The following is a 21,981-nucleotide window of genomic DNA, read 5'->3' as shown; positions in this document are numbered from 1 at the left end:
GGGACCGACGGGGGAGGACGAACCGCCATGCAGATGCTGGTCACGGTCGTACGGGAGGGCGGTCGGCCGCAGGACGTCGTCGTCGCCACGGACGACACCGCCACGGCCGGAGATGTCGCGCAGGCACTGGCGACCGCCGTCGGCGGGCCCGGCCTCCCGGCGGGCGCGACCGGCAATGTGGTCGCCCTGCCGTACGGCCATGGCGTGGCGGCGGCCGCCGGAACGCCGTACCTGTGGGCCGACGGCGAGCGCTGCGACCCCTCCGCGCCGGCCACCGCCGTACTCCAGGACGGTATGCGGGTCTCGGTCGACGACTCGATCGGCCCGCTGCTGCGCAAGGGCGAGCCGGTCGGACAGTACGAACTCAGGGTGGCCGGCGGTCCCGCCTCCGGGCGGGTGGTCCGGCTGGGCGCGGGAGCCGCCACCGCCGGTTCCGCGCCCACGTGTTCGCTGCCCCTGAGCGACACGACGCTGCCGCCCGTCGCCCTGCGGATCACCATCGACATGAAGGGCGGCACCACGCTCGCCCCCGAGGGCGGCGCCGAGATCCTGCTCGACGACCGGCCGGTGACCTCCGGCGCCCCCTGGCCGCTCGGCGGCGTCGTCCGCGCCGGTGACTCGCTGCTCGTACTCGACAGGGTCGCGGAGCCCGACGCCCACCTGTCCGCGATGAGCGAGGGCGGCCTCGCCTACAACCGGCCGCCCCGGCTGTCCCCGCTGCGGCCCCGGCGACGACTGGTCGTCCCCGTACCGCCCACCAAGGGGGACCGGGCCCGGTTCCAGTTCATCATGGCGTTCATGCCCATGCTTTTCGGCATCGGCATGTGGTTGCTCACCAAGCAGATCTACATGCTGCTGTTCTGCCTGATGAGCCCGATGATGATGGCCGGCCAGTGGCTCAGCGAGAACCGCGAGGGCAAGAAGAAGCACAAGACGTCCGTCAAGCAGTACAAGAAGGACATCGCCGCCCACAAGGCGGAACTCGCCGTCCTCGGCGAGGAGGAGCAGCGCGCACGCCGCGCGGACAGTCCCGACCCGGCGGAGATCCTGCTGTTCGCCACGGGACCGCGCCGCCGTCTGTGGGAGCGCCGGCTCACCGACCCGGACGCCCTGCAGCTGAGGGTCGGCGCCGGCAGCCTTCCGTCCGACGTCGAACTCGTCCTGGGCCGCGGCGGTTCCCTGTACGAGGAGGAGCGCCCCGAGCCGCCCGTTCTCCCGGACGTTCCCGTCACCCTGCCCTTCACCGAGCTGGGCGTGGTCGGTGTCGCCGGGGACCGGGCGCGGGCGCTGGCCACCGCCCGCTGGCTCGGCGTCCAGGCGGCGGTGCTGCACAGCCCCCGGGACCTCTCCCTCGTGACGCTCGCCGCCACCCCGGACGCCGGCGCCGACTGGCACTGGGTGCACTGGCTGCCCCACACCAACCCCGACCAGGGACAGAACTGCGTCGCGCTGGTCGGCTTCGACTCCGAGGGGATCACCCGCCGCGTCAACGAACTCCTGAACGAGCTCGCCCGGCGCAAGGCGTCCCGTGAACAGAACAGCACGACCGGCCAGTTGTACCCGGACGCCACCGTGCTGCTGATCCTCGACGGCGCCCGGCTGCTGCGCCGCGTACCCGGTGTGCCCCAACTCCTCGCGGAGGGGCCCCAGTACGGCATTCTCGCCCTGTGCGTCGACGAGGACGAGCGGCTGCTGCCGGAGGAGTGCAAGGCCGTCGTCGCCTGGTCCCCCGACTCCGCCCACCACGTCCGGGTGCGCGGCCACGGACTGGAGGCCGCCGGGGACGTCCTCGCCGACCAGGTCACGCCCGAGTGGTGCGAGCTGCTCGCCCGCTCCCTCGCCCCCGTCCGGGACGTCAGCCGCGACGACGCGGGCAGCGCCCTGCCCACCTCCGCCCGGCTGCTGACCCTGCTGGGCATGCCGGACCCGACCGGGGCGGACGTCGAACGGATCTGGCGGACGGGCGGCTCCACCACGGCGGCCCCCGTCGGCATCGCCGCCGACGGCCCCTTCGTCCTCGACATCCGGCGCGACGGACCGCACGCACTGGTCGCCGGCACCACCGGCGCCGGCAAGTCGGAGCTCCTGCAGACGATCATCACCTCGCTGGCCGTCGCCAACCGCCCCGACGCCCTCAACTACGTCCTCATCGACTACAAGGGCGGCAGCGCCTTCATGGACTGCGCCCGGCTGCCGCACACGGTCGGCATGGTCAGCGACCTCGACGCCCACCTCACCGAGCGGGCCCTCGCGTCCCTCGCCGCCGAGCTGCACCGGCGCGAGAAGATCCTCTTCGACGCCGCCGCCAAGGACATCGAGGACTACAACGACACCCGGGCGCTCCGGCCCGAGCTGGAGCCGATGCCCCGACTGGTGCTCGTCATCGACGAGTTCGCCTCCCTGGTCGCGGAACTTCCCGACTTCATCGCCGGACTGGTCGACATCGCCCGCCGCGGCCGCTCCCTCGGCGTGCACCTGGTCCTGGCCACCCAGCGCCCCGCCGGTGTCGTCAGCGCGGACATCCGCGCCAACACCAACCTCCGTATCGCGCTGCGGGTGACGGACGCCTCCGAGTCCATCGACGTCATCGAGGCCCCGGACTCCGGAGCCATCGCCAAGTCCACACCGGGCCGGATGTACGTACGCTCGGGTGCGCAGTCCCTCGTCGGCGTGCAGTCGGCCCGGATCGGCGGCCGGCGTCCGGCCACGGGCGGTTCGGGTCCGAAGGCGACGCTGCTGCCGCTGCCCTGGAACGCGTACAGCCGTCCGCTGCCCAGGCGGGCCGAGGCCGAGGACGACGGCACCATGGTCACCGACCTCGCGGTCCTCGTCGACGCGGTGCGGGACGGCGCACAGCGCATGGGCTTCGGCGCGCAGCGCAGCCCGTGGCTGCCGCCGCTGTCCGAGCAGGTCACCCTGGACGAACTCGCGGCGTACGGAGCCCCGTCGGCCGCGTCGTCGGACATCGCCCCGATCCCGTACGGCCTGATCGACCTGCCGGCCAAGCAGTCCCGTACGCCGCTCTCCCTGGACGTGGTGCACGGCGAGCACACCCTGCTCCTCGGCGGCGCCCGCTCCGGCCGCTCCACCGCCCTGCGGACCCTGGCGGGTTCCCTGGCCCGCAGCACGTCCCCGGACGACGTGCACCTGTACGGCATCGACTGCGGCTCCAACGCCCTGCTGCCGCTGATGCGGCTGCCGCACGTCGGCGCCGTGGTCACCCGCGACGAACCGGACCGCGTACGGCGCCTCATCGAACGCCTGCTGGCGGAGATCGCCCGCCGGCAGCAACTCCTCGCCATGGAGGGCGCGTCCAGCGCCGCCGAACAGCGCGCCACGGCCGCCCCCGAGGACCGCCTCCCCTGGATGGTGCTCCTGCTGGACAGCTGGGAGGGCTTCGCCTCCACCTTCGAGAGCTACAACTACGGCCAACTGCTCGAAGCGGCCCAGCGCATCTTCCGCGAGGGCTCGGCGGTCGGCCTCAAGGTCGTCATGACCGCCGACCGCAGCGGACTGAGCGGCCATGTCTCGTCCGCCTTCGCCGACCGTCTGGTGCTGCGCTTCGCCGACCCGAACGACTACTCCACGGCCGGCCTCCAGGCCCGTGAGGTCCCCAAGAACATGCCCCCGGGACGCGCCCTGCGCATCACGGACACGGGCGTGGACGAGACCCAGATCGGCCTGCTCGCCGCCGACCCCGCCGGCCAGGCGCAGGTGCGGGCGCTGCGTGAGATCGCGGAGGAGTCGGCCGCCCGGTACGGCCGTGTCCCGGCGGGCCGGCGCCCCATGCGGGTCGACGCCCTGCCGTCCCGCATCACGGTGACCGAGGCGCTGGCCCTCGACCCCGACTTCACCGCCCCGTCCCCGCTCTGGGCGCTGGTCGGCGTCGGCGGCGACGAACTCCGGCCGGTCGGCGTCGACCTGGAGGAGAACGGCCCCGGCTTCGTCATCGCCGGACCGCCGAAGTCCGGGCGCTCGACCCTGCTGGTGGCCGCCACGGAGACGCTGCTGCGCTCCGGCACACCGGTGGTGCTGGTCGCTCCGCGCCGCTCGCCCCTGCGCGAACTGGAGGGCCGGGACGGCGTCCTGGGCCTGCTGAACGCGGACAGCCGCGAGGACGACCTGGACGCGCTGGTGGAGAAGGCGGCCGGCGGCTCGTACGTCGTGATCGTCGACGACGCGGAACTCCTCTACGACACCCGCCTCGACGAGCCCCTGGAGGCCGTCGTCCGCAAGGGTGCCGACGGCGGTATCGGCCTCGTCGCGGCCGGCTCCACGGACAGCCTCTCGGGCCAGTACCGCGGCTTCGCGGTAGAGGCCCGCAAGTCCCGCAACGGCCTGCTGCTGACCCCGCAGAGCCCGTCGGAGGGCGAACTCTTCGGCATCCGACTCCCGTCGAACAGCGGGGCCGGGGCGGCGGGAAGCGGGTTGTTCGTGAGCGGGGGGTCGTTCATGCCGGTTCAGGCGGTGGTGAGTGGGTGAGGAGGAGTCGGCGGCGGACAGCTCCCACGAGTGCCCCCGCCAGGAAGAGGGCGGCGAGAGTGAAGGCGGCATACGCAGGCAGGTTTGTCGGCGGATCGATGACCCAGATGTGCGGAAGAACGTGGGACGGATCGTCCGGGTCATACGTGACCGTCAAAGAGTCGCCCGAATGAACATCGGGGAGCATCCCGGCGTAGTCCCAGAGTTCTTCCTCAGCACTTGAGCGGGGGCCTTGGGCAAACCTGACGCGCACATATCTGGGCTGGTCATCGACTCCGATGACCGTGGCAACGACCGTGACTCCGTCGGCGCGCAGGTCGTGGACCAGAGTTCGCGACGGGAGCCAGAAGAACAGAGCCAGCACGAGGCACAGGATGGACCCGCCGAAGACGCCAAGGATCATGCGAGGTGTTGGCGTCACCGGACGGGGTCGTCCTGCAGGCTTCCCGGAAGAGCGCCACTGGCCGTTACCTGTGTTGTCCCGCTTCATGAGAACCACCCGCCCACCGTGCTCTTCACACTGGACGCCGCATCACTGACGGCCTGGCCGGCATCCTTCGCCGTGTCAGTTACCGCGTTGATCGCCTTTTTGCCTGTCGGCGTCTTCAGGCTGTAGGAAATCCCGTAGCCCACACCGAAGCCCACCACGACACCAGCCGCGATTCCCCACCCGACGGGTCCTCCTGCCGATGCGACCGCGGCCATTGTGGCTGTGGTCATAGCGGACCCGGCGGCGGTCCCACCCACATTCGCGGCGACGGCGACGTCCACTTCCTCCCCGTGATCGACATCCCACCCAATGGCCCCGACCGTGAGCACCGTGCCGACCAGGGGCAGCTTGCCGCCCGTGTGGAGTGCGCGGCCGAAGAGGGTTGTCGAGCTGGGCGGTCGAAGGCCGGGCACCTTGCCGATGAGCCAGCTGCCACCGTCCGCCACGGAGAACTCCATCAGCCGCGAGAACCCGCCCATGCCGAACCTGCCGAGGATCCGTTCCGCCTCGGCGGCCGACTCCGTGGCGACCCGTCCCGCACGCTTCGCCGCGTTCTTGTACCGCCTCCTCTCGGCTTTGGTCATGCTGTGAAAGCGCTGGTCGCGCAGCCGCCGCGCCTCGTCGGAGAAGTCCTGCGACTCCTCCCAGAAATGACCGGCGTACTTCGCCTGCATGCCCACCACCGAGGCCAGCAGCCCGACCGTGTCGGACCACGTGTCGTTCGGATCGCCGAGCTTCTTCACGGCGATCCGCGTGTGCTTCCAGGCAAGCGCCCAGAGGCCGACGTCGTCGCCCTGCATGAGCGCCCTGTTGAACACGGCCGTCGGCTCGTCCTCGCCGATGTCCCCGTGGAACAGGGCGAGCGTCCTGCTGAAGCCGGGCGCGGGCGTGTCCGTGCCGACCGCGGTCGTGAAGGCGGAGCCGAACACCTTCGCGTCGCTCTCCGCCGTCGGCGCCTCGGCGGCGGCGACGGTCACCGGGAGCACCTTCAGCAACTCGGGATCGAGCGCGGCGTAGAACGCCGAGGCGAAGTCCGCGTCCCCCTGGTGTGCCGCCAGCTCCTCGGCGATCCGATGGAACTCCGCACCGGCGGCGCCCGCGTCGAGCGCGCCCGCCTTGTCGGTCTCCTCGGCGAGCTTCCTGCCCCGTCCCCTCGCCTCGCCGACCGTCGCAACGGGCTCCGGCAACCGGACCATGCCCCCGCCGTCCTTGCGTCCCCCGGGATCCGTCTCCATGGCCGCCGCGAGAGCCTGCCTCCGCCGCAGTATGGGAAGTTCGTCGTCCACCCAGCCGGCGATCTTCCCGATCTCCGTCAGCTGGGCGGTGTCCAGACCGAACCGGTTGAACCTGGAGAGGTACGAGGTCTTCGCGGTCCGCAGCGCCCTGCTGCCGGATTCCAGCTTGTCGATGGTCCGTAGAAGGTTGTCCGGATTGATGCCGGAGAAATCGGGGTCGACCACGGCGGATTTCCTATTCCTCGTCCGCGGCGAGCCGAGGATCGACGAGTACGCTCCGGGCGCCCGAACCCCTCAACGCGCCCTCGACTTCCCCCGCCGGGAGGACGGCCCACGGCTGCCGCTCGCCCATGGCCTCGACCAGCAGCGGCACCGAGGTGAACGCGAGCGCGACGAGCTGATCCCGCCCATCGGCGCCGGTGACGGGAACGAGCGTCACCTCGACCGTGCCTCCGTCGTCGGGAGGGGAACCGCTCATCGTCGGCAGGACGAGGTATCCGGAAGTCACCGGCTTAGATTATGAGGCGCCGAGAGCGGGAGCAATTCCCGGCGAAATATGAAAGTCGGAAGGTATTAAAAATGACGGGACCTGAGGACGGTATTCCCAATCCCCGGAAAGCGGATCTGCTGAAGCTGCGCGGTGACCTGGCCAAGGAGGTGGACGACCTGGCGCGGGCTCTCAAGGCACCGGCGGAGGACATCGGGGGCGACAAGGTCTGGGTGGGGAAGAACGCGAGGGCCTGGCACCGCGAGCTCGCCGGGCGGCACCGCAGGCTGGGACAACAGGTGGGCACGTTGCTGCCGCTCCTCGACGCGGCCATCCGCGGCGAGCCGGAGAAGGTGTCGGCGGCGGAGGCCCGCTCGTACCGCGCCGGTGCCTGACGGCGGCGGGGCGCCGGGGCCGTGACCCTCGAGGGGTTGGCCCCGGCGCCCCGGCCGGCTCTTGACTCCGCGTGTTCCGCCCTGGGATCAGGTGGCGCGCTCGATGTTGTCGGCGCTGGTGTTCGCGGACTTGCTGGCCTCGTTCAGCGTGTCGACCCACTTCTCGAAGGTCGGCTTCACGTCGCGCCAGTCGTCCCGGAACCGGTCGGCCTTCGGGCCCTTCCAGTAGCCGGTGCTGTCGGCCGTGGCCGTCTGAAGGTCCTTGATCAGGAGCTGAAGGTCGTGCGCCTTGCGGGCGTAGGTCTTCGACAACTCCCGGAGCCGTGTGAGATCTGCACCGCGATCCATGGCGATCCTCCCCGTGTCATCAGGAACAAGCGGACTGTCCGTTTGCAACAGTGGACGCTATCGCACCACGCCCAGTTCCTGCCCGGCGCAGAAGGGTTGGGACCATTCGGTGAACAACGCGTGTGCGTCCGGCACGGGTCGGCCGACGGGGTCCCGGGCCACGCGGGAGGATGCGACCGTATCCTGGCCGTCCGGACAGCGGGGGAGGCTGCTATGGCACAACCTGAGATACAGGAACTCAACCAGCGCGCGGGCAAGTTGCGTTCGCTGGCCGACCACATCGACTCACTGGTCGACACGGCCAAGAACCACAGCGCCACCGGGATGAAGTCCTGGTCGGGCCCCAACGCCGACGACGTCCGGGGCAAGCTGAAGGGCTGGCAGACGAAGTGCGGCACGGTCGCCAAGGCCCTGCGCGACGAGGCACAGCAGTGCACGCAGGACGCCAAGGACCTCCAGGACAAGAAGAAGTAGGAAAACGGATGCGTCGGCCGGCTCGCTAATCTCCTGTCCGCGCGAGCCGTACGGCCTGCTCGGTGATCTCCGAGACCTCGAACCCGACCCCCGCGAACTCCACCGGATCGCCCACGCGTACGTCCTTGTAGGCGGCGACCGGGATCGTCGCGCAGTTCGCCGCGATGCCGGCCGTACCCGTCTTCGTGTCGAGGTAGGAGACGGTGAGGGACAGGCCGGTCGGGAAGCGCTGGACTCCGCCGTTGCCGACGAGGGACAGCTGCTCGCCCGCGGCGGGGAAGCCGGCCGCGGCGGCGGCCAGGACGGCCTCGTTGGTGGTGAAGCACAGGGGTGCGTTCGCCGGTCCGCCGGGCGGCTTCATGGACTCGGGGGCCGCTGTGAGCGCGGCCTTGTCCTCGGCCGTCTTCGGTTCGAGTACGACGCGGTACGAGCAGATCTGCCGGACGGTGTAGGCGTGGCCGGAGACGGTGACCCCGGTGCCGGGCCCGACGGTCCACTCCTGCTGGCCGGACCCGTACCGCTCCCCGTCCCGCAGGGTCGCCGTACGGGTCGTGCCGTCGGCGTCGGCGCCGGTGTACTGCACGCCCCCGCCGCCCGGCAGCCGGAAGCCGCCGCCGCGCAGCACGTGCAGCCCCTCCGGCGACTCCTCTCCGGCACAGACCGGGCCCTTGTCCTCGGATGCCGCCCGGGTCGTCGCGGGTGCGTTCGTCGGCTCGTCGCCGCCCCCGCCGGACGACGATCCGCAGCCGGCCAGCGTGAGCAGGGCCAGCGCGGGCACTGCGATGCGGTACCTACTCACCGGCTTCCTCCTTCGTCTCCTCGGGGGCGCGTTCCAGGACGACATGGGTCCGGTACTCGACCTCCGTCACCCGCCACACATCCCCGGTGATCTCCACCGGACTTCCGGGTACCAGGTCGTCGTACTCGGCGACGAACCGTCCGTCGCGGTTGACCTGGATCCGGCCGTGCACGGACGGCTCAGCGAAGATCGTGGCGACGATCCGGTGGGTGTGACCGTCATGTTCCACGGTGTACGGAATGTGGTAGCGGAGCACCCAGCGGCCGTCGATCTCGAACGGATACTTCACCTGGGGGCGGTCGGGCTGGTGGTCACGGGACATCGAACGCCTCCGGCGACTGGAAGTACTGGTCGAACTGCTCCTGCGACACGGTGATCGGCGGATAGCCGGACGTTCCCCAGGGATTGCCGAGGATGACCTTGCCGTCGTCGGTGAAGCCGCGGACGTAGTAGGCGTGGTTGCTGTGGTAGGTGCTGCCCCATTCCTGGGGGTGGTTCTTGTCCAGGCTCTCGTCGGCCGGTGTGGAGACGGTGACGACCTGCCCGGACTCGAAGGCCCTCTTCAGGGCGCCGAGGTTCTTGTCGTCGTGCTCGCCGAGGCCGAGGAAACCGCCGGTCCTCAGGTCCTCGCCCTCCCGGCCGGTGAGGTAGGGGGCGGACTTCTTCGGGTCGTCGCCCTCGATGCCGCCGTAGCCGCGTTCGCCGTCCCCGTCCTCGGAGTAGACCATCGCGAAGGCCTTCTCGTAGTACGCGGGCCAGGACTCCCCGTTGCCGTACGTGCTGATCGGGTTGCCGTTCTGGTCGGTGGGCAGGTCGGCGGTCATGGTGACCCAGTGGTAGGCGCCCTCCTTGTCCCAGACGCGGACGCTGACCGTGCCGTTCGGGTTCTCCTTGATGCCCTCCTGGACGAACCGGGGGTTCTTCTGCGCGAGGCCGGCGAGCGAGGCGACGTACCAGCAGTCACCGAACTGGTTCTGGTTGACGTCGTCGGCGGAGACGCCGTTCTGGAACAGCGGGTCGCCGGGCGGTGCCCAGTGGATGCCGCTGTTGGTCTGGCCGTTCTGGTTGTTGCCGCCCTGTTCGTACGCGCCGGTGTTGGTGAACGTCGGCTGCGTGCCGGGGAAGGCGGTCTGGAACCTGGGCACGTTCTGGGGGCTGATCTTCGACAGCATCAGGCTGAGGGTGTCCCGGCGCCTGTCCTCGGGGAGGCCGTTCTCGTCGAACGGGTTCCAGAGGGAGTCGCCGGTGTCGGTGAGGAGTTCGTTGTAGAAGGCGAGGTCCTTCGGGGACGCCTTCGTCATGAGGGCGTCGAGTTCGGCGGCCGTCAGCCCGTCGAGTTCGCCGGAGATCCTCTCCAGGTCGTCGCGGTTGCCGTTGGTGCCGAAGTCCTTGCCGTCCAGGGCCCGCAGATTGCGCAGGGCCTCGTCGATCTTCTTGGCGTCGGGGGCGTTCTCGTCGAGGAACACGCTTCCGTCGGCGACGGGATACCCCTTCCCCGCCAGCTCCTGGACACCCTCCAACTGCTTGATCCGGCGCTTCATCGACGCCTGCATGTCGCCCAGTTCACCGGTCAGGGAACCGGGCAGCCGGCGGCGCCCGCCGAAGAACGACGGCATCGGGACGAGGTCCCCGACCAGCGCCTGCAGATCGGGGTCGCGGGAGGCGCTCTGCCCCGACGGCAGGTCCTGCTGGGCGGAGGTCAGAAGCGCGGCCAGCCGGCTGTGCAGCTTGCCCGCGTTGCCGGCGAGGGTGTCGAGGTCGCCTGCGAGCGCGGTGAGCTTCGGGGCGTCGAAGCCTCTGAATCCCATCAGTTGCCACCCGCCCCGGTCTTGGCCTTGTCCTTCTCCTTGGCCTGCCGGTCCAGTTCGTCGGCCTGGCTCTCCCACCGCGTGGCATCGGCCAGCAGGGCGCCGCCCATACCTCCCAGACTGCGCTGCCGCTGCTGCAACAGGGCGGTGCACTCGTCGGCGTACGGCCCCTGCCAGATGGCGTCGGTGCCGTGCGCCGCCCGGGGGGCCGCCTTCTTCACGGCGTCGTCGAGAAACGGCCCCAGACTGCGCGCCAGCGTCCGCGCCTCCCGCGCACACTCCCGCAACCGCCCGGCCCGTTTCCTCAACTCGGCACCACTGTCCGCATCCGCAGGCCCCACAGCCGACTTCCTCCCCCTTGACCGACATTGTCCGGCGCTAACAAGCGAGTTGACGCACCGGATCGCCGGTGAAGCATACGAGGACGGCGTCCGCCCTTCCATGACGGACCGGAACTCCACCGACAACTACGAATTCATCGCATTCACTTCACGCGACTCCGTGAGATTTCGCCGCACATTCGGCAATTGGTCATGAACTTCCGCATGGGAGAGCGGGCCGGTCGGCACGTCATCTGTTGATTGACTGGATCTCCTGGACGGTGATGGTCCGGGTGTCGGCGAATGTTCCGTTGGGGAGGGTGCCGCCCGTGTTGCCCGTGCCGGTCCAGGTGATGTGCCAGGTGATCGTGGCCTGGAGGTTGAAGGTCGCGTTGCCGGAGGAGCGGAGGTAGGTGACTCCGCAGGGTGGGGTGCGGTCGGCCTTGCCCTTGGCGTACGGCTCTCCGATGGAGCCGTCGGCGTTGATTGCGCACTCGCCGGAGGCCGGGTGGGTCACGGCGTCGCCGGTTCCCGGCTCCAGCTTCAAGGACACGGGCTCGGCCGTCGTCGTGGCCCGGAGGGCGAACCCGGGGACGTCGATGGACGCCGTGGCGCTGACCTCGTCGAAGACGGTCTCGTCGAGCCAGGCCCAGGTCGGCAGGTTGACCTTGGTGGTGTCCTCGGGCTTGAGGGTGACCTCCGTGTCGGGCAGTCGCAGGTGCTGGTAGGCGAGGGCGGCGAGGATCTCCGGGCGGACGGCCTCCTCGTACCGGGGTGGCGGTGCCTCGCCGTTGTCGACCCAGAAGGGGAGGTCCGTGCACGAGCCGCGCTTCAGGAGGTCGGGTTCGTCAGGGTTCTCGACGCCGGCCCAGAACATGCCCTCGCCGTCCTTGTCGACGTTGTAGTCCTGGTAGCCGGGGGTGTCGGTCCAGCCGTACCCGTCCTCGTAGTGCCGCCTCGTCTCGCCGATCGCCGCGCCCGCGTGCCCCGTCATTCCGGGGAGGGAAGCGGCGTGCTCGAGGTCCTTGGACATCTTCGCCCTGAAGTCCTCGGCGCCGAGGTAGGGGGCGTACCAGCAGGGCGGGGGTGCCCAGTTGACGTCGGTGGGGGTCACGTTTCCCGCGCCGCCGTCCTTGGCGACCGCGCCGGAGTACTGGATGCGGGCGGCGGCGTAGATGCCGGTGTCGTCGCTGCCGCCCTTTTGTTCCGTGCTGGCGCCCTGGGTGTTGCTCGGCTGCTCTCCCGCGTGGGCCGGCCCAGCGAGGGCGATGGACAGGGCCAGCGCCAGGCCGGCAGTGCCGGCATTGAGGGCCGTCCGTGGTCCGGTTACCGGCACTTCGCCGCCTTTGCCTCGACGGACACCTTGGACGCCTGCCACAGGCCCTCTCCGGTGGGGAGCTTGACCATGATGAGCTTGAAGTAGTCGAAGTCCGTGATGCTGGGAGTGCCCTTCAGGACCTTTCCGGTCTCGACCTCTTTGGAATAGAACTTGGTCGAGTCCACGCAGAACGCGACCTCCACCGAGCTGCCGTTCGGAGCGGACCGAGTGGTGGCCTGGTAGTGGCGTCGGGTGCCGGTTGACGTCCAGCCGCCTTCGAGCCTGGCGTCGATCTGCGTCTTCGCGTACTTCAGGCCGTCGCCTGTGGAGTAGGTGACGACGGCGGCGTCCTCGGTCGTCCGCTTGTCCACCCCCCGATAGATCGCCCGGAAGAAGTTCGCCGCGTCGTCCATGGCGGCCGCCTCGTTCTCGTTGCCCGGTCTCTTCCAGTCGAAGACCAGGTCGATGTCCGCGGGCAGGGACACGTCCACGCCGTCCGGCTTGTCCTGGGCCGGGGCGGCCGAGGGCTCCGCCGACTCGCTCGGCCGCTTCGTGCCCCGGTCGGCTCCGGCGATCGCGTCGCCGGCACTCGCCTTGTCGTCCCCGCCTCCGCAGGCCGACAGCAGCAAGGACGCGGCGGCGGCGAACGCGACAGCAACGGGCAAAGTGCGACGCTTCACAGTGAGCTCCCCGTGGGACGAGACGTAGCGAGTGCCCCGACGATATCGACGGGGTTAGCGGTTTCGCCAACGCGAACTCGCCCCCGCTGAAGCGCTTGTACGCGTCGGGCCGAGTCGCAGGTGTGCCTTTGTCCGCCGTTCTCGTGAGTGAATTGCGGAGGGGGTATGTGCGCCAGGTGGCGAGGCGTGCGGGGTGCGTTGGATTCTGGCTGGTGGGGCGGGGGTTCAACAGGGTTGTTCAACGGTGAAATTGCTGATGAGTGGTGGTGTGGGTGGGGCCGGTTCGGCCTTGAGGGGGTTGTGCGTGGCTGATACGGTGCCATCGCTTGACACCCGCCTCGGTGTTGGCTATTTGCCCAGTTCGGGCGGGTAGGTCCGGACGGTCGTGGTGTCCGCGGATTCATAGGACTTGGTAGGCATCGTCTTGGGTGTACGGGGAGCGGTCGCGTGAAGATCCAGGAGCGTACGGGGGCGGGCGCCGGCCGTTCCGCGGTACCGGCCGGGCCGGCGGTCGGGGACCGGCTTCCCACGCCGCCCCGCGAGCGCAAACCCGCGCTGGCCGCGCTGGCGGTGCTGCTGATCCTGGTCGGCGCGCTCGGTGCCACCATGCTCGTGCTGCAGGTCGGTGACCGGATCGAGGTCGTGAAGATCACCGAGGAGATCCAGGCCGGACAGAGCGTCACCGAGGCCAACACCACGTCGGTGATGGTCGCCGAGAACCCGGACATCCACTACGTCCAGTACGCCCAGCTCGACGCCCTCAAGAAGCTGAAGGCCAAGAGCACCATCCCCGGCGGTGTCGTCGCCGTCGGCGAGATGTTCGGTGACGAGGCCAGCGTGCCCGCGGGGAAGGCGCTCGTGGGGCTGTCGCTGAAGGAAGGGCAGTACCCGTCCAGTATCAAGTCCGGTGACACCGTGGCCGCTTACCGGGTCGGCGGCACCGCGCGGTCCGGTTCGGACTCCGACGCCGACGGCGGTTCCTCCGCCGGCGGCGCCAACACCCTGGTCGTGGACAAGGCGCGGGTGGACTTCGTACAGGACAGGAAGAGCGGCGACCTCGTCAGCAGCTCGAGCCTCCCCGTGACCCTCCTCGTCGACGGCGCCGCCGCCGCGGCGCTCACCCAGGCCGCCTCCAACGGCGAGGTGGCGCTCGTCCTCGTATCTGGCAACTAGAAGGCGGCACCCGACCCATGGCCCTCATCGCCCTCGCCGCCGACAAGGGTTCCCCCGGCGTCACCACCGCGGCCGTCGCTCTCGCTGCGGTCTGGCCGCGGCGGGTCATGCTCGCCGAGACCGACCCGGCGGGCGGCGACCTCGTGTACCGCAGCGCCGCCGCGCACGGCGGGCCGCTCAACCCCAACACCGGGATGCTGTCCATCGCCGCCACCGCCCGTCGCGGACTCGCGCCCGATCAACTCTGGGACCACGTGCAGCCGTTGAGCGGCGGGCTCGAAGTGCTCGTCGGGCTCGGAGTGGCCGAGCAGGCCGCCGGGCTCGCCGGACTGTGGCCGACGCTCGGGCACGCCTTCGCCTCGCTCGCCGACTCCCCGCACGCGCCCGCCGACGTCATCGCCGACTGCGGGCGGATCAGCGGGGACACCCCGGCCATGGAGCTGTTCCCGCACGCCTCCCTCGTCCTGCTCATCTCCCGCACCGAACCCGAGGCACTGGCACGGGTACGGGACCGGGCCGCCGCGCTCGCCGGGAAGCTGCACGGCGGGCAGCGTGGTGCCGCGACCCTCGCCAACCCGGTGATCGGCGTCGTCCTCGTCGCCGAGACCGGCAACGCGGCCAAACTCGCCTCCCAGGTCAACGACATGCTCGTCCACGCGCAGACCGGCGCCCGGGTGCTCGGCACCCTCGCCGACGACCCGGCCGGTGCCGAGCAGTTGGCCGGGCGCAGGCGCGGACGGCTCGACAAGTCGCTGCTGATCCGCTCCGCGCGCAAGGTGACGGCGGACGTGTACCAGCAGTACGGCGCCCTGTGGACGGCCACCTCCGACCAGGGCCGGCAGCCGCACGGGGCCGGGCGATGACCGCTGTCGACCATCAGCTGGTCAAGCGGTTCCGGCAGGACGCCGGCGACCGGATCGCCGAACAGCGCCGCATCGACCAGGTGGGCGGCGTCACGCCGATGTCCACCGAGGACGAGCGGCAGTACGCCCGTGCCGTCATCGCCCAGATCCTGGAGGAGTACGCCCGCGCGGAGATCAACGCGGGCCGTACCCCGCCGGACGCCGAGACGGAGGAGCAGTACGCGGCCGCCGTGCACGCCGCGCTGTTCGGTGTCGGGCGGCTCCAGCCGCTGCTGGACGACCCCGACGTCGAGAACATCGACATCAACGGCTGCGACCAGGTGTACGTCGGCTACGCGGACGGCCGCGAGGTGCGCGGTGACGCCGTCGCCGAGACCGACGAGGAACTCGTCGAGCTGATCCAGATCCTGGGCGCCTACTCCGGACTGTCGTCCCGGCCCTTCGACTCCGCCAACCCCCAGCTGGACCTGCGGCTGCCGGACGGTTCGCGGCTGTCGGCCGTGATGGACGTGACGCGGCGGCCCGCGCTGTCCATCCGCCGTGCCCGTATGGGCAAGGTGTTCATCTCCGACCTCGTCGGCAACGGCACGCTCACCCCCGAGCTCGGCCACTTCCTCGCCTGCGCCGTCCGCGCCCGCAAGAACGTGATGATCGCGGGCGCGACGAACGCCGGCAAGACGACGCTGCTGCGCGCCCTCGCGAACGAGATCCCGCCGCAGGAGCGGCTGATCACCGTCGAGCGGGCGCTGGAGCTCGGGCTCGACACGTTCCCCGATCTCCACCCCAACGTCGTGGCGTTCGAGGAGCGGCTGCCCAACTCCGAGGGCCAGGGCATGATCTCCATGGCGGAACTCGTGCGCCGGTCGCTGCGTATGAACCCCTCCCGCGTCATCGTCGGTGAGGTGCTCGGCGACGAGATCGTGACCATGCTGAACGCGATGTCGCAGGGCAACGACGGTTCGCTGTCCACGATCCACGCCAACAGCTCCAGCGAGGTCTTCAACCGTATTTCCACCTACGCCCTCCAGGCGACGGAACGGCTGCCCATCGAGGCCAGCCAGATGCTGATCGCGGGCGCGGTGAACTTCGTCGTGTTCATCCAGCGGCGCAACGAGTACCAGAGCGGCGGCCGCCTCCAGCGCATGGTCACCTCCGTGCGCGAGGTCAACGGCGTCGACGGACGCGTGCTGTCCAGCGAGGTGTTCGCCCAGACCCCCGACGGGCGGGTCGCCGCGCACGCCCCCATAGCCTGCCTGGAGGAACTGATGGCCTACGGCTACCGGCCCAGCGGAACGTGGGGGTGAGCCGGTGAACCGTACGACCACCGACCTCGCCGCCCTCGACTCGCTCGGCTCCATGGGCGGGCTGTTCTCCACCACCGTCCTGTACGCGCTCGCGTGCGGTGTCGCCGTCGGCGGCGGACTCGCCCTGCTCGCCGTCGCCGTACGCGGGCTGCCCGCGACGCCCGAGCACGAGAAGCGGAAGGCGAGACGGCGGTCCGACGAGCTGATCCGGTTCGCCGGCCGGCGCGGCTCCCTCGCCGCGCTCGTCGGCCTCGCCGTACTGCTGCTGACCCGCTGGACGGTCGCCGGGATCGCCGCCGCCGTCCTCGTCTTCTTCTGGGACCGTCTCTTCGGCGGAGCCGGGGAGGAGCGGGCCGCGATGCGGCGCGTGGAGGCGCTGGCCTCCTGGACCGAGTCGCTGCGCGACACCATCGCCGGCGCGGTCGGCCTGGAGCAGGCCATCCCGGCGTCCGCGCGGGCCGCCGCGCCCGTGCTGCGCCCGCACCTCGACGCGCTCGTCGACCGGCTGCGCTCCCGCACCCCGCTGCCGGACGCGCTCCAGCAGCTCGCCGACGAGATCGACGACGCCTCCGCCGACATCATCGTCGCCGCCCTGATCCTCAACGCCCGGCTGCGCGGCCCCGGTCTGCGGCAGGTGCTCGGCGCGCTCGCCAAGTCGTCGCGCGAGGAGGTCGACATGCGCCAGCGCGTGATGGCGCAGCGGGCGTCGACCCGGCGGTCCGTGCAGATCGTCGTCGCCGTGTCGGTCGCGTTCGTGCTTGGACTGTCCATCTTCAACCGGGAGTTCGTCGAGCCGTACGGGACGGCGGTCGGACAGCTCGTCCTGGCCTGTGTGTGCGGGCTGTTCGCGCTCGGCTTCTGGTGGCTGCGCAAGCTGTCCACCATCGAGACACCCGAGCGGTTCCTGGTGCGCGACGAGTCGTCGGTACGGTTCGTCCGGCCGCAGACGCCCGGCGCCGTACCGGGTCAGCAGGCACCGCTCCAGCCGGAAGAGGGGGTACGCCGGTGAGTGACGACCTGACCACGCCGGTCATCGTCGGCGCGGTCCTGGGACTCGGGATCTACGTCCTGGTCCGCGCGCTGATGCCCACCAGGCGCAGCGCGCTCTCCCAGGTCGCCCGGATCGACGCGATGCGGGCGCGCGGTACGGCCTACGAGTCGGCCCGTACGACGGAGCGGGACACCGGTCGGTTCGGCTCGCTCCGTAGCGAAGTGGGCGCGCGGATCGCCGAGTTGTATCTCCAGCAGGGCTGGGAGCAGCGTTCGCTGCGCGCGGACCTCGCCGTGCTGGAGCGGAGCTGGGAGAAGTTCCTGGCGACCAAGGTGCTGCTGGCCGTGTCGGGCCTGTTCTTCGGCCCGTTCCTCTTCGCCATCGGGTGGGCGCTCGCCCTCGCCGACAGCCCGGCCATCCCGGTGTGGATGGCCCTGGTGTGCGCGGCGCTGTTCTTCTTCCTGCCCGACCTGGAGGTACGCCGGGACGCCGCCGAGAAGCGGCGCGATCTGCGCCGGGTGATCGGCGCGTATCTGGACCTGGTGTCGATGAGCCTGGCCGGCGGGCGCGGCCTGCCGGAGGCACTGATGGCGGCGGCCGAGGTGTCCGACGGCTGGGCCACGCAGCGCATCCGCAGCGCCCTCGCCGACGCCCGGATCACCGGCATCAGCCAGTGGCAGGCGCTGGGGCAGCTGGGGGAGGAGCTGGGCGTCGAGGAGCTCAAGGACCTCTCCGCGTCGCTGGCGCTGGTCGCGGACGACGGTGCCAAGGTGCGCGAGTCCCTCGCCTCCCGCGCCGAGACCATGCGGCACCGCGAACTCGCCGAGATCGAGGGCAGCGCGGGTGAGAAGTCCCAGTCGATGCTCGTGGCGCAGCTGCTGCTGTGCGCGGGGTTCCTCGTGTTCCTGATCTTCCCGGCGGCGATGCGGGTGTTCCAGGTGTGAGAACCGCGGCCCCTGATCCGTACGTCAGAACTTCCGTGAACCGAATTCGAGAGGACAACGCGTCATGAACGGACGTACTTTCCACACCGGCATCCCCGCCGTGGACTTCCTGGTCACCTTCATGCGGGCCCGCGTGGAGCGCGCCCGCTCCGGCGAACTGGACCGTGGAGCCTCCGCGGTGGAGTGGGTCATCATCTCGGCGGTCGTCGTGGCGATCGTCGGCGTGGTCGCCGCGATCATCAACGCCGCGCTGAAGGGCGGCGCCGAAAAGGTCGGCGACTGCATCGAGGGTGCCAGCGCGAGCGGTACCTGCTGACCGCGACGGGGCCGGGACCGGTGGGAATGCGCGTACGTCGCTGGGTACGCCGACGGGTGGAGGCAGCCTCCGCCCGCGGCGATTCCGGCATGACCGCGATCGAGTTCGTGTTCCTCACTCCGGTCCTGTTCTTCATGATCTTCGCGACGGTGCAGTTCGCGCTGTACTTCTTCGCCGATCATGTCGCCCAGGCGGCGGCGCAGGCGGGTGCGCGCAAGGCGCGCGCGACGGCGGACGCCCGGCCGGGCGGCTGGCAGGGCGAGGCACGGGGCGTGGTGGACAGCTACATCCGGCAGCTGGGCCCGCAGCTGGTGCTGGCGCCCGAGGTGAAGACGCTCCAGCCGGAGCAGAACACGGTGGGCGTGGAGATCACGGCCCGTATCCCGACGGTGTTCCCGGGCCTGGACCTGACGGTGCACGCGCGGTCGACGGGGCCGGTGGAGCGGTTCGTGCGGGAGGGGGAGAACTAGATGGTCTTCCCCCTGGGCGCCGGACGGCGAAGAGCGGACGACGGCGGGCTGTCCACGGTCGAGGTGGTCATCCTCGCGCCGGTCATGATTCTCTTCATTCTCGTGCTGGTCGGCTTCGGACAACTGGTCGACGGGCGCGGTGCGCTGGACGGCGCGGCGCGGGACGCGGCCCGCGCGGGATCGATCCAGAAGGACCACGGTACGGCGATGGCTCAGGCGCGTGCGGCGGCGGAGGCGAACCTCGCGGACGTCTGCTCCGGGCCGGTGAGCGTCGTACAGACGAGTCAGGGCTTCGAGCCGGACACCATCTTCACGGTCGAGGTGAGCTGCGAGGTGCGCGGGCTCGCCATGCTGGGCCTGGACATCCCGACGACCCTGTCCTCGAGCTTCAGCTCACCGCTGGACCCGTACCGGAGGACGGCGTGAGAGCGGCGGCACGTGTACGCGCCTGGGCGGCGCATCGCCGTACGGTGCTGGACGACCGGGGTTCGGGCGCCGGGGCGGTCATCATCTTCGCGCTCGTGTTCCTGTCCCTTGCGGCCTTCGTCGTCGACGGCGGCCTGTCGATCTCCAAGCGGGAACGCGCGGCGGACATCGCGGAACAGGCGGCCCGTTACGCCGCCCAGGACATCGACCGCGAGGCGCTGTACGACGACGTGGGCGGGCCCGCGCCGATCAACTTCGAGAACTGCGACGCCCGGGTGAAGGCGTTCGCCCGCGAAATGGACATGTCCGGCCCGGACATCGCTGCGACACACTGTGTGGCGGCGACCGTGGACGCCGTCGAGGTCGAGGTGCGGTTGACGTACGCACCGGTCTTCACGGGCATGTTCTACGGCGGTGACGTGGTCGTGCACGGCCGGGCGGTGGCGGAGAACGAGGTGGGCTGAGGCCCGCGTCCCGAAACATCCCGCGTACCTGCACACCGTTCACGGGGAGGTCGCACCGGGAGCGGGGGGAGGGGCGGGAACCGCTCGAAAAGGGCTCACGGAGCGCCGCGTCCGGTGCGTGATCCGTCGGATGCCGTGAAGGTGGAGGCCGATTCGGTGACCGTACGACCACACTGGTGAACCCGGCCGCGTGCGTCAACGGCTCGCCGCTGGTCGGCTTTTGGCCCCCGTGCTTTGATCGGTGCGCGCGGCTCGCCGGCGACCGGCCCCGGTTTTGGACGTCCGGCGAATTCCCCGCCGCCGCGAATCCCCGACATGAACGGAAGGCCAGCCATGACTTTTGCCCCGCAGGTGGAAACGGCCGAGATCTCCGACGCGGACCTGGACGGCATCTCCGGCGGCCACTCCGTCTCCGCCGGCCTCGACGCCGGTGTCGACGCCGGTGTGGCCGTCGTCCTGGACCACGGTTCCGTCGGCGTGGGTGTGTACGCCGAAGCGGGCCCCCTCAGCGTCTCCGCCGGCCTCGGCGCCTCGACGGGCCACGCGGGCGCGGCGCGCACCACGATGCTCTGAGCGCGTGTGCGGGGCCCCGGTCCGTGTGCGGGCCGGGGCCCCGCACTGTTCCCCCTTGCAGGAACCTGCTCCCTCAACTCATCGACGCGGTAAGGGTTTCGGAGTATGACGAGCGGTAGGCGCTCTCGTGCGCGATGCCGTTCTGCAGTCAGGGGGGACCAGAATGGACGACCCGACGTACTCCGTGCCGCCCGTACCACCGCTTCCGCCCCGACCACCCACGCCGCCCGCGGTGCGCGGGCCGCGGCAGGCCGATCCGCCGGCCGTCGCTCTCGGCAACGCCTCGCTTCTCGGCGTCGGCTATCTGCTGCTGGGCCGGCGCCTGCTCGCCGGCGCCGCCGTCGTGGTCACCGTCGTACTCGTCTCCGTCGTCGTCTCCACCGCCGAGCCGTGGGCCGAGATCGTCGTGGGCGCCTGGTGGGTGGCCGTCGTCGCCCATGGCTGGTTCCTGGCCCGCGCGGGGGCGCGACCGGCCTCGGCGCGCGGGCAGCGGCTGGTCGCCGCCGGTGTGGCCCTTCCCGTTCTGCTGGCCGTGGGGCTGCTGCGGTTCGACGCCCACACCATCGAGCGAGACGTCGACGAGGCCCGAAGGGACGGTGACTGCGCGAAGGTGCTGTCGGCGCAGGACGAGGTGTGGTTCGGACACCGGGTGGCCGACGCGCCGGGAACGGCCGACGGTGACGAAGTGGTCGACACCTGCGAGCGGTTGCGGGACGCGGGGGCCCGGCTGACCACCGGTCTGACCGGCGACACCGGGGCGCTCGAAGCGGGCTTCGACGGGCTCGGGACGGTCCTGGACGAACCCGGCAACGACGAGATCGCCGGGTCGGTCCTGACCGACTTCCTCGACGGCCTGCCCACCGACGACGCGTGCGGCACCGTGACGGTGACCGACTGGCTCCGCGACCGGAAACCGAGCCACGACGCCCGCGACCGGTCCGCCGACACCGCCGAGCGGACGGCGCCAAAGGCGCTGGTGAAGTGCGGCGACGACCACATGACGGCCGAGGACTGGACGCAGGCCCGTACGCGCTACCAGCAACTCCTCGACGAGTATCCCGAGAACGCCGGCCTCGCCGACCAGGCCCGCAAGGGCGTGCGCAAGGCCACGCTCACCATCGAGCTGGAGAACGTACGCCGCCTCCTGGAGACGTCGGTCGCCGGAGACCAGCCGGAGTACTGCACCGCCCCGGCGCGCTACAGCGGGGCGAAGCCGTACGGCAAGGGCGTCAACCGTGGGCTCTTCCACGGCAACGACGGCTACACGGACCGGCTGCCCGGATCATGGCGCACCGACGACCCCGCCCGGGCCGTCCTGGTGGTCTGCGCGGGAGCGGAGCAGGACGGAACGGCCCTGCGCACCTGCCCCTACGAGCGCGAGCAGTCCCCGGGGACGATCGTCAACGTCACCTTCCACAAGACCGCGATCCCGGTGAAGGTCTACGAACTGCGCACGGGGAAGCTGGTCGCGAACCGGAAGGTGCAGATCAACGGCGAGAGCTGCCCCCAACGCCTGTCGTACTGGAGCGTCCTCGACCCGCCCTCCGACGTCCGCGCCACCCCGTCCACCACCGACATCCGCAACGCCTTCAGATCACTGATCGACCGGTGACCCGGTTCC

At 70.7% G+C, this 21,981-nt stretch carries 24 protein-coding genes; 14 read left to right on the top strand and 10 right to left on the bottom strand.

The annotated features are described in order from the left end of the window. Positions 1-27: 27 nt before the first annotated feature. Positions 28-4,482: an FtsK/SpoIIIE domain-containing protein gene (locus IF28_RS0119835; RefSeq protein WP_030221988.1), complete on the top strand. Its 4,455-nt coding sequence runs from the start codon at positions 28-30 to the stop codon at positions 4,480-4,482. Here IF28_RS0119835 and IF28_RS0119830 read toward each other — a convergent pair. From IF28_RS0119830 to IF28_RS0119820, 3 genes are all read right to left on the bottom strand, one after another. Continuing rightward, the gene (locus IF28_RS0119830; RefSeq protein ID WP_158713700.1) at positions 4,451-4,846 is read right to left on the bottom strand and encodes a DUF3592 domain-containing protein; all 396 of its coding nucleotides are present in this window, start codon (positions 4,844-4,846) and stop codon (positions 4,451-4,453) included. The two genes, IF28_RS0119835 and IF28_RS0119830, sit on opposite strands and share 32 nt — an antisense overlap. A gap of 122 nt (positions 4,847-4,968) precedes the next feature. Continuing rightward, complete coding sequence (locus IF28_RS0119825; RefSeq protein ID WP_030221982.1) at positions 4,969-6,432, bottom strand: hypothetical protein; 1,464 nt, start codon at positions 6,430-6,432, stop codon at positions 4,969-4,971. Positions 6,433-6,442: 10 nt separating this feature from the next. After that, the gene (locus IF28_RS0119820; RefSeq protein ID WP_234325256.1) at positions 6,443-6,715 is read right to left on the bottom strand and encodes an SAV_915 family protein; all 273 of its coding nucleotides are present in this window, start codon (positions 6,713-6,715) and stop codon (positions 6,443-6,445) included. A 71-nt stretch (positions 6,716-6,786) separates the two neighbouring features. On the opposite strand from IF28_RS0119820, the gene IF28_RS0119815 reads away from it, so the two are divergent. Then, positions 6,787-7,089, top strand: coding sequence for a hypothetical protein (locus IF28_RS0119815; protein WP_030221974.1), 303 nt, complete (start codon positions 6,787-6,789; stop codon positions 7,087-7,089). Between the two features lie 87 nt (positions 7,090-7,176). Here the strand turns inward: IF28_RS0119815 and IF28_RS0119810 are convergent, their stop codons facing one another. Then, complete coding sequence (locus IF28_RS0119810; protein ID WP_030221971.1) at positions 7,177-7,437, bottom strand: WXG100 family type VII secretion target; 261 nt, start codon at positions 7,435-7,437, stop codon at positions 7,177-7,179. 213 nt (positions 7,438-7,650) lie between these two features. Here IF28_RS0119810 and IF28_RS0119805 point away from each other — a divergent pair, with 213 nt between their 5' ends. Then, positions 7,651-7,911: a WXG100 family type VII secretion target gene (locus tag IF28_RS0119805; protein WP_030221969.1), complete on the top strand. Its 261-nt coding sequence runs from the start codon at positions 7,651-7,653 to the stop codon at positions 7,909-7,911. A gap of 25 nt (positions 7,912-7,936) precedes the next feature. Here the strand turns inward: IF28_RS0119805 and IF28_RS0119800 are convergent, their stop codons facing one another. The 6 genes from IF28_RS0119800 to IF28_RS0119775 form a co-directional block, all read right to left on the bottom strand. Further along, positions 7,937-8,710: a hypothetical protein gene (locus tag IF28_RS0119800; RefSeq protein ID WP_030221967.1), complete on the bottom strand. Its 774-nt coding sequence runs from the start codon at positions 8,708-8,710 to the stop codon at positions 7,937-7,939. After that, complete coding sequence (locus tag IF28_RS0119795) at positions 8,703-9,032, bottom strand: hypothetical protein (RefSeq protein ID WP_030221964.1); 330 nt, start codon at positions 9,030-9,032, stop codon at positions 8,703-8,705. The genes IF28_RS0119800 and IF28_RS0119795 overlap by 8 nt, the downstream gene beginning before the upstream one ends. Further along, positions 9,022-10,518: a C2 family cysteine protease gene (locus IF28_RS0119790; RefSeq protein WP_030221963.1), complete on the bottom strand. Its 1,497-nt coding sequence runs from the start codon at positions 10,516-10,518 to the stop codon at positions 9,022-9,024. Before IF28_RS0119790 ends, IF28_RS0119795 begins: the two co-directional genes overlap by 11 nt. Beyond that, entirely contained in the window at positions 10,518-10,859 is a 342-nt protein-coding gene (locus IF28_RS0119785; RefSeq protein WP_030221962.1) for a hypothetical protein, read from the bottom strand. The genes IF28_RS0119790 and IF28_RS0119785 overlap by 1 nt, the downstream gene beginning before the upstream one ends. A 229-nt stretch (positions 10,860-11,088) precedes the next feature. Next, positions 11,089-12,174, bottom strand: a complete 1,086-nt coding sequence (locus IF28_RS0119780) for a hypothetical protein (protein WP_030221961.1) — start codon at positions 12,172-12,174, stop codon at positions 11,089-11,091. Beyond that, positions 12,165-12,836, bottom strand: a complete 672-nt coding sequence (locus IF28_RS0119775) for a hypothetical protein (protein WP_030221960.1) — start codon at positions 12,834-12,836, stop codon at positions 12,165-12,167. The genes IF28_RS0119780 and IF28_RS0119775 overlap by 10 nt, the downstream gene beginning before the upstream one ends. A 447-nt stretch (positions 12,837-13,283) precedes the next feature. On the opposite strand from IF28_RS0119775, the gene IF28_RS0119770 reads away from it, so the two are divergent. The 11 genes from IF28_RS0119770 to IF28_RS0119720 all read left to right on the top strand — a co-directional run bounded on the left by IF28_RS0119770 (position 13,284) and on the right by IF28_RS0119720 (position 21,972). Continuing rightward, positions 13,284-14,009: a hypothetical protein gene (locus IF28_RS0119770; RefSeq protein ID WP_030221959.1), complete on the top strand. Its 726-nt coding sequence runs from the start codon at positions 13,284-13,286 to the stop codon at positions 14,007-14,009. Between the two features lie 17 nt (positions 14,010-14,026). Beyond that, a complete protein-coding gene (locus IF28_RS0119765) occupies positions 14,027-14,872 on the top strand; it encodes a hypothetical protein (RefSeq protein WP_030221958.1) in 846 nt (281 codons plus the stop codon). Continuing rightward, on the top strand, positions 14,869-16,176 hold the full coding sequence (locus IF28_RS0119760; RefSeq protein WP_030221957.1) for a CpaF family protein: 1,308 nt from the start codon (positions 14,869-14,871) through the stop codon (positions 16,174-16,176). Before IF28_RS0119765 ends, IF28_RS0119760 begins: the two co-directional genes overlap by 4 nt. A gap of 52 nt (positions 16,177-16,228) precedes the next feature. Beyond that, a complete protein-coding gene (locus IF28_RS0119755; RefSeq protein WP_037893627.1) occupies positions 16,229-17,185 on the top strand; it encodes a type II secretion system F family protein in 957 nt (318 codons plus the stop codon). Beyond that, the gene (locus tag IF28_RS0119750; protein ID WP_030221951.1) at positions 17,182-18,111 is read left to right on the top strand and encodes a type II secretion system F family protein; all 930 of its coding nucleotides are present in this window, start codon (positions 17,182-17,184) and stop codon (positions 18,109-18,111) included. Before IF28_RS0119755 ends, IF28_RS0119750 begins: the two co-directional genes overlap by 4 nt. A gap of 64 nt (positions 18,112-18,175) precedes the next feature. Continuing rightward, complete coding sequence (locus IF28_RS0119745) at positions 18,176-18,427, top strand: hypothetical protein (RefSeq protein ID WP_030221948.1); 252 nt, start codon at positions 18,176-18,178, stop codon at positions 18,425-18,427. A gap of 26 nt (positions 18,428-18,453) precedes the next feature. Further along, complete coding sequence (locus tag IF28_RS0119740) at positions 18,454-18,897, top strand: TadE family protein (protein ID WP_234325254.1); 444 nt, start codon at positions 18,454-18,456, stop codon at positions 18,895-18,897. Continuing rightward, a complete protein-coding gene (locus tag IF28_RS0119735) occupies positions 18,898-19,323 on the top strand; it encodes a TadE/TadG family type IV pilus assembly protein (RefSeq protein WP_030221941.1) in 426 nt (141 codons plus the stop codon). Beyond that, on the top strand, positions 19,320-19,787 hold the full coding sequence (locus IF28_RS0119730) for a pilus assembly protein TadG-related protein (RefSeq protein ID WP_030221940.1): 468 nt from the start codon (positions 19,320-19,322) through the stop codon (positions 19,785-19,787). The genes IF28_RS0119735 and IF28_RS0119730 overlap by 4 nt, the downstream gene beginning before the upstream one ends. Before the next feature lie 333 nt (positions 19,788-20,120). Next, positions 20,121-20,360: a hypothetical protein gene (locus IF28_RS0119725; RefSeq protein ID WP_030221939.1), complete on the top strand. Its 240-nt coding sequence runs from the start codon at positions 20,121-20,123 to the stop codon at positions 20,358-20,360. A 163-nt stretch (positions 20,361-20,523) separates the two neighbouring features. Next, positions 20,524-21,972, top strand: a complete 1,449-nt coding sequence (locus IF28_RS0119720; protein WP_063829337.1) for a tetratricopeptide repeat protein — start codon at positions 20,524-20,526, stop codon at positions 21,970-21,972. The last annotated feature ends 9 nt before the right edge of the window (positions 21,973-21,981 follow it).

It is taken from the genome of Streptomyces sp. NRRL WC-3626 (genome assembly GCF_000718785.1).
Taxonomy (GTDB): domain Bacteria; phylum Actinomycetota; class Actinomycetes; order Streptomycetales; family Streptomycetaceae; genus Streptomyces; species Streptomyces edwardsiae.
Note: the sequence above shows the minus strand (reverse complement) of the source record. Positions and strands in the feature narration are given on the sequence as shown.